This window comes from Candidatus Obscuribacterales bacterium (genome assembly GCA_036703605.1).
In the GTDB taxonomy this organism is placed as follows: Bacteria; Cyanobacteriota; Cyanobacteriia; order RECH01; family RECH01; genus RECH01.
In genome coordinates this window covers 1-7,126 of record DATNRH010001095.1, presented here as the reverse complement: position 1 = coordinate 7,126, position 7,126 = coordinate 1, and the positions used below count along the sequence as shown (strand labels likewise).

The window sequence follows — 7,126 nt, the reverse complement described above, 5'->3', positions numbered from 1 at the left end:
CGGCTGAGGCTGCGAGAGGCGGATAGCGTCGCGCGGGTAGCCGATATCTTACTATTTTTAGCCGATGGACAAGGGACGGTCAGCGAGCAGGGAACGGAAATTCCCAACCTGCCCCATCGTGAGCTGAGTAGCCTGAGCGGCCTGGCCCGCGAAACGGTCACCCGCGTGCTCAACAAGCTGGAGAGAAAAGAGTTAATCAAGCGCGATCGCGATGTACTCTGCATTCCCGACATTGATGCCCTCGATCGCATGTTGGTGTAGAGAAGCATGGTCGAGGACACCCATTATCTGAGTGAAGACGATCGTCGGGCATGGCGATCGCGTCTTGCTGAGGCCAGTCGCAACAATGTGCTTTGCCACTGCCGCCAGTGTGACCGAGAATGGGTGGCTTCGGGGCCAGAGGCCTGCACCTGCGGCAGTCGTCACATCGAGTGGCTGAATTGCTGGCAGTTTCCCGATGGCTAGGCGTATCCTCTCCAGAACCACCCTACCAACCTAGTTCAACGCTAGGTTCAAGTGTGAGCCCCTTGAGCCCCTAAATGCCATCCTCTGGGAAGACCCACTGGGGTGCTTCTGACGCTCGCTCCAAGGTTTTTTTGCGCACCGCTTCTTCGGCGATCGCCAGCATATCATCGAGGGATGTACTGGCAATAAATTGGGAGGCTTGGGCCCGATACTCTAAATTGGGGCATTGATCGCCTAGGATGCACCCATGTACGCAGGCTTCTGCACAGTTAATATCGGCTGGATTCATCGTGTTGTTCTCCTCAGCAACCGCCGTCGCTTGGTCGAGCGAATTTAGTTACAAATTTTAATCAGTTCTTTTCCATTGTAAAACGCGAGGTAGGAAGTCTCAATGCCTCGTTCAGGGAGACGGTTAAAGAACAACTTCGGCAATATCGGTCAGCGGGGGCAGTGCGGGCGTATCGATGGCGTAGGCACCGCGCTGGCAGCGAAGGGCAAAGGGGCAGTCTTCACAGGCAGGGGAGCCCTCGGGTAGTTGGGGCAGGGGTTGTCCATCTTGGTAGGCCGCTAAGCTAGCCGTCAGGTGTTCCACCAACTTGGTTAGGCTTTGGCGAGTTTGCTGATGTTGGGCTGTGCTGTAGGGGAAGGTGATGGATTGGGGGATAGGTTCCGCCAAATAGGGCTGCACAAACCAGTAGGTCATGCTGATATGGTCGGGACTGTAGTCACTGGTTTCAGTCAGGACGAAGGGATAGAGGCGGGTTTGCCAATGCTGGGAGAGCCAGTGGGACTGTTGGGGACGGGGGTAGGTTTTCCAGTCAATAATCTGAGCTTGGTTGTCACCTAGCAGCAGCAGGTCATACACGACGGTGAAGACGGCATCGCCCAGACGCAGGGTGCGCCGATGTTCGCTGAGGCGATCGCGCCAAGCGCTGGGGTCAAAGATCTGGGGAACGTGGTGCACCAAGGCTTCCATGCAGCGATAGAAGGAGGCGTCATCGGCGGGGCTGGCATGGAGCGGTAGCCCCAGATCCCGTTGCTGCATGAGGTGGTGGAAGCGGCTGCCCCACTCAAGGTGCGATCGCTGTTCCATGGGCATCAGTCCACTGAGCTGATCCCAGTAGATATGCTGAAATTTTCGTTGGCAGAGACTGAGGACAGTCAGCGCACTTTGGGAGAGCTGGAGCGGCATGGGGGTCGGTGGGGTAACGGGACAGGGACGGCACCTAGGTGAGGCGTTCTACGAAGATGACATTTTCGGTGACCTGCTCGAAGGTGTCATCGTGACTAATCACAAACAGTTGTTGGAACGATTTCAGGTTGGCGATCGCTTCCGCCAGATGGCGACGCCGGGGACGATCCATATTCGTGGTCGGTTCATCAAAGAAAGCGATGTCAATTTCCGCAAATACTCGCAGCAGAGCTAGACGCACGGCTAAGGCTGCACACATTTGTTCGCCGCCGGAGAGATTCATAAATCGTCGATTGTGGGCTCCTTCTTGCACCACAATGTCGTAGTCTCGCGTCCATTCCAGGGCCACATTAGGACGATTCAGCAGTTCTCGAAACAGGCGATCGGCTTCTTGGGAAACCGTTTGCACATAGCGCTCTGTGATCCTTGGACCAGCTTCTTTGTAAACTTTGCGAGCAAAGCTAACGAGGCGCTTGATCCGTTCCTTGGTGTGGAGATCGGCCTCGGCCTGATCGCGCTTGTGGGCTACTTCCATCAGGGTTTGGATCTGTTCAGCTAATTCTGCTTGGCGCTGTCGTTGCTGGGGCAAACTTCCCGATAGGCGATCGCTCTGACGACGGGCGGCCTCATAGCGGCTGCGAATGTGCTCGGCGGCTTCGGCATCATAGTCCTGCATTAAAGCCTGATACTGCTGCTCAATCGCTTGAGCCGCGTCTTGACTCTGCTGAAGATCGGCGATCGCTTGCTCTAGGTCAGCCTGACGTTTGGGCACCTGATCCGCATCGTTGCGGTAGCGCAGATAGGCTAAATACCCGGTCTGGTGCTGCTGGCGCTGCTGCTGCTGGTGTTCAAGATCCCTATCGAGCTGGGCAAAGGGGATCAGCTGTAGATCTAAAGCGGCGATCGCATCCTCCACCTCGGCTAGCTGGAGCTGGGCTGCCTGCTGATCCTGAAGTAGGGCCGGCCGGCGCTGGAGCTCCTGGGTTAGCACCTGATGACGGGCGCGGGGATTGTCTAGGGCAGTAAGCTGCTGGCCCAGCAGCGATCGCTCGGTCTGCAAGGGCGTGAGCTGGGCAAGCTGCTGGGTCAACTGCTCTAGGTGCGATCGCGTTTGTTCACCCTCGGTTTTCAAATCCACCAAGCGATGGCGCTTTTCCTCCAAGGTGGCCACCTCAGCCCGCTGACGATAGGCCTGATCCAATGCTTGGGTGACCTGGGTCAACTGCTGCCGCAGGGCGATCGCCGACACCTGCTCCCCCAACTCCGAGAGAATGCCTTGCAGGGCGGTGATCAGATCGGTGGTCAATTCCCTATTGGCTTCGATGCTAGCGATCGCCGCTTGCAGGGTGGCATCGGGCGGAAGCTGGCGCAGTAGGGCGATGCCCGCCTGAATACGATCGAGGTGGGGCTGGCGTTGGGCTTGGGTATGGGTGACCAGATGCCGCAGCTCGGCTTCAAATTGTTTAGCGGCTTCCACCCGGCTCAACTGTTGCTGGAGGCGATCGCGCTGGCGCTCTTGGTCGGGAATTGCGGCGATCGCTTCTTCAAAGGGCTGGATGCGATCGATCTCCTGGGATACCTGCTTCCACTGGCCCCGCAAACGGTTTAAATGCTGCTCTAAACTTTGAAACTCAACCGTCTGGGCGCTGAGGGCCTGGATCTGTTGATCGATGTGCTGCTGCTGTTCCTCTAGCTGGCGCTGGGTTTCGAGGAACGGCTGTAGGCGATCGCAGTCTTGCTCGGCCTTGTCAAGCTGCTCAAGCTGCAGGGCATAGCGAGTTAGCTGGTTTTGCCCTAGGGTGAGTTGGCGCTGTAGATCTTGCCTCTGGTTTTGCAGTTGCTGGCGTTGTTTGCGCTGCTGCTCTAGGTCGGTGAGTTTCTGTTCTGCTTGCAGGACAAGGTCGTAGCTCTCTCGGTTTTCTGCGCAGAGGTTGGCGGCCTGCTGGGCCGCCTGGATCGCTTGCTCTAGAATTTGTAGAGCGCTTTGTTTCGCCTCAACCTGGGCGGCGATCGCTTGCTTTTGGGCCGTAAGGGTTTGCAACTGCTGCTGCTGCTGCTGGATGGCTGCTTGGCGTTGTTCAAGCTGCGCCAACTCTTGCTCTAGGGCTGCCAAGTGAGTTTCATCTTGGGCGATTGCTTCAACCAAAGCTGCTTGCCGTGATTGCAGTTCTGGCAAAGGCTCTAGACTTTCGTTGTATTGAGCGATCGCCTGCTTGACCTGGTCGAGTTCAGCCTTGGCATATTTTTCTAAGGAGCTGGTTTCTTTGTAGACCAAGCGAAATTCTTCGACTTTGAGGATGGCGTCAAAAATCTGCTTGCGCTGGGTGGGCGGCTGCAAAAAGTCAGCAGTGACGGTGCCTTGGGGCACGCCGATGGTATTGGCAAAAAGCTGGCCCAGATCAATGCCAGGGGCGATGCCTAGCTGTTGCCGTAGCCAAGGGGTAACTTCGTCTTCAATGTGGCGATAGTTGAGGACTTGATCGAGCTGTGGATCATAAAGGCGATAACCCTTGGTGGTGCAGCGCTGAACTTGATAGGTGCGCTCATCTTGGCTGGAGACAAACTCTACGGCCACCTGGGCACTGCTTTGACCGTTGCGAATTAAGTCTTCATTTTTATACGACCCACGATAATTAAAGAGTACCCAAGCGATCGCCTCCACGATGCTAGTTTTGCCCGCTCCATTTTCTCCACAGATGGTATTGACCCCTGGCTGGAACACAAAGTGGCGATCTTGGTGAGTTTTGAAATTCGTCAGAGTAACTGAGAGAATCTGCATAGGCTAGCATGTCATCGTGGTTTCTAGTCTAGAACAGATGTTGAGGGGCGATCGCTCTGTGCCGAATCGATGCTAGTGCAACATCCGAGGCTGAGCAGCTTTGTCAAGTCTCTTCCTAGCATTGGATCAGCGGTGTACCATCATTTAGGTAGTCTATCAACCCGGATAGTTCTCGCCTGAGCTCCGTGAATTTTAGAGGCAGGATCCATGACGAACCAAGCTAGAGAAGACATGACCCGGGCTGAATTTCAACAGTTGGTTCAAAAACAACTCTACAACTTGCTAGAGCAAAACAATGTAGAAGGCGTGAAACTTCTGCTCAAGCCGGTGGAACCTGTGGATGTGGCGGAGGCCATTGATGGGCTGCCTGAAACCATGCGGGCGATCGCTTTTCGGTTGCTCTCCAAAGATGAAGCGTTAGAAGTCTATGAGTATCTGGAACCCAATACTCAGCAGGCTCTGCTAGAAACCTTCAAGCGCCAAGAGGTCGTGGATATTTTTGGTCGTATGTCGCCCGACGATCGCGTGCGGCTGATGGATGAATTACCGGCCAAACTGGTGCGCATCCTGATTGAACAGCTTAGTCCTGAAGAACGCCAGATCACATCACTACTGTTGGGCTATCCGCCTGAGACAGCGGGACGGATGATGACCCCTCGCTATGTGGCCATCCGGGAAGCCACCACTGCCGCCGAGACGATTCAACAGGTGCGCAACTTTGCCTCGATCAGCGAGACCATTTATTACCTCTATGTTATTGATGTCAGCCGTCACCTCAAAGGGGTGCTTTCCCTGCGGGAGTTGGTTCTAGCTCAGCCCGACCAAGTGATTGGCGACATTATGAAGCCTGAAATGATCTCGGTAAGTACAGATACCGACCAAGAGGAAGTGGCGCGGGTCATTCAGCGATACGACCTGACGGCTTTACCGGTGGTCGATCGAGAGCAGCGTCTTGTGGGCATCATCACTGTTGATGATGTGTTAGATGTTCTTGAAGAAGAAACCACGGAAGATATTTATACCCTGGGTGGATTGCAAACAGGTAAGGAAAGTTATTTTCAAACAAACTTGTTTACCATCGCCCGGCAGCGGGTAGTTTGGCTGCTGATTTTGCTCGTTGCTAATACCTTCACGGGTACCATCATGCACACGCAAGAAAATGTCTTGAAATCAGTGGTAGCGTTGTCTTTCTTTATCCCGTTGCTTATTGGTGCAGGCGGCAATATCGGAGCCCAGTCATCTACAGTGGTGATTCGTGGTTTGAGTACGGAAGAGATTTCGTTGCGATCGGGGCTACGGGTTATTTCACGAGAATTAGCAGCCGGCTCTATGCTAGGCGGGATGCTGGCGGTTATTACCATCATCTGGGCTTATGTCTTACAGGGTGACTTGGGTGTAGCGATTGTCGTGGGTGTCAGCCTCATTGCCATATCTATGCTGGCTTCCTTTGCTGGAGCAGCTCTGCCTTTTCTGTTCAATTTTCTCAAGCGGGATCCGGCGCTGATGTCGGCTCCGTTCATCACCACCCTTGTGGATGTTCTCGGTGTGTTTATTTATTTCATGGTGGCTAGAGTTGTGTTGAGCGATCGCCTTCTGCCACTCTAGTTTGGGTATGAGAGGGCGATCGCTGCCAGTCTCTTCTTAGAAGACAATTCATTAGGGGATAACTAAGTCAGAGCTAGACTTAGTTATCCCCTAAGCTTAAACGCTACTTACCCATGCCAAGCTGTTGTGCCTTTTGGTATACCTTCCCTTCCGTCAGCAGTGAGGGTGCCACGATCACTTCCACCTGCTGCATTTCGCGAATGTTCTTCGCGCCCAAGGTGCCCATGCTGGTTTGCAGAGCCCCTAGGAAGTTGTGGGTACCATCATCTAGCTGAGCAGGGCCCCGCAGGATTTGTTCCAGAGTGCCGGTTGTGCCAACGCGAATGCGAGTGCCGCGCGGTAGAACCGGGCTAGGAGTTGCCATCCCCCAGTGGAAACCCCGACCGGGTGCTTCCTGGGCCCGAGCAAAGGGAGAGCCAATCATCACAGCATCGGCACCGCAGGCAATACATTTACAGATATCACCGCCAGTCACCAAACCACCATCAGCAATCACCGGCACATAGCGCCCCGTTTCCTGGAAATAATCATCCCGAGCTGCTGTACAGTCAGCCACGGCTGTTGCTTGGGGAACCCCCACACCCAAGACACCGCGAGATGTGCAGGCAGCACCGGGACCGATACCCACCAATACACCCGCCGCACCCGCTTTCATTAGGTTGAGCGTTACGTCATAGGTCACGCAGTTACCCAGCACCACGGGCATGGGCATCTCGCGGCAGAAGTCAGCTAGATCCAGAGGCGTTACGGTTTCAGGCGATAGGTGAGCTGTAGACACCACGGTCGCTTGGATAAACACAAGATCTGCGCCAGCTTCGGCAATGGCAGCCCCAAATCGAGTGGCACCTACTGGGGTAATACTAACCGCAGCAATCCCTCCCTGGGACTTAATTTCTTGAATGCGTCGTTTGATCAGGTCTGGCTTGATGGGTTCTGCATAGAGCTCTTGCATGAGGGGCACAAACTCGTCCTTGCCCACCGAGGTGATGCGATCGAGGATGGGGTTGGGATCGTCGTAGCGAGTTTGGATGCCTTCTAGATTGAGCACGCCCAAGGCTCCTAGTTGAGAGAGCTTGACTGCCATG

Annotated in this window: 7 protein-coding genes; 3 read left to right on the top strand and 4 right to left on the bottom strand. The window is 54.8% G+C overall.

Going from position 1 to position 7,126, the window contains the following annotated elements; genetic code table 11:
* Positions 1-261, top strand: a 261-nt coding sequence (locus V6D20_22760) for a helix-turn-helix domain-containing protein (GenBank protein ID HEY9818603.1), incomplete at its 5' end; no start/stop codon positions are given.
* Between the two features lie 6 nt (positions 262-267).
* On the top strand, positions 268-465 hold the full coding sequence (locus tag V6D20_22755; protein ID HEY9818602.1) for a hypothetical protein: 198 nt from the start codon (positions 268-270) through the stop codon (positions 463-465).
* A 70-nt stretch (positions 466-535) separates the two neighbouring features.
* On the opposite strand, the gene V6D20_22750 is transcribed toward V6D20_22755, so the two are convergent.
* From V6D20_22750 to V6D20_22740, 3 genes are all read right to left on the bottom strand, one after another.
* Positions 536-754, bottom strand: coding sequence for a hypothetical protein (locus V6D20_22750; GenBank protein ID HEY9818601.1), 219 nt, complete (start codon positions 752-754; stop codon positions 536-538).
* A gap of 123 nt (positions 755-877) precedes the next feature.
* On the bottom strand, positions 878-1,657 hold the full coding sequence (locus V6D20_22745; protein ID HEY9818600.1) for a PD-(D/E)XK nuclease family protein: 780 nt from the start codon (positions 1,655-1,657) through the stop codon (positions 878-880).
* Positions 1,658-1,691: 34 nt separating this feature from the next.
* Positions 1,692-4,436 carry an SMC family ATPase gene (locus tag V6D20_22740; protein HEY9818599.1) on the bottom strand — a complete coding sequence of 915 codons (2,745 nt, stop codon included), beginning with the start codon at positions 4,434-4,436 and terminating at the stop codon, positions 1,692-1,694.
* A gap of 207 nt (positions 4,437-4,643) precedes the next feature.
* Between V6D20_22740 and mgtE the strand changes: the two genes are divergently transcribed.
* Complete coding sequence (gene mgtE / locus V6D20_22735) at positions 4,644-6,041, top strand: magnesium transporter (protein ID HEY9818598.1); 1,398 nt, start codon at positions 4,644-4,646, stop codon at positions 6,039-6,041.
* Between the two features lie 103 nt (positions 6,042-6,144).
* Here the strand turns inward: mgtE and V6D20_22730 are convergent.
* Positions 6,145-7,126 (bottom strand): GuaB3 family IMP dehydrogenase-related protein (locus V6D20_22730; GenBank protein ID HEY9818597.1); only part of this gene is annotated, 982 nt, incomplete at its 5' end.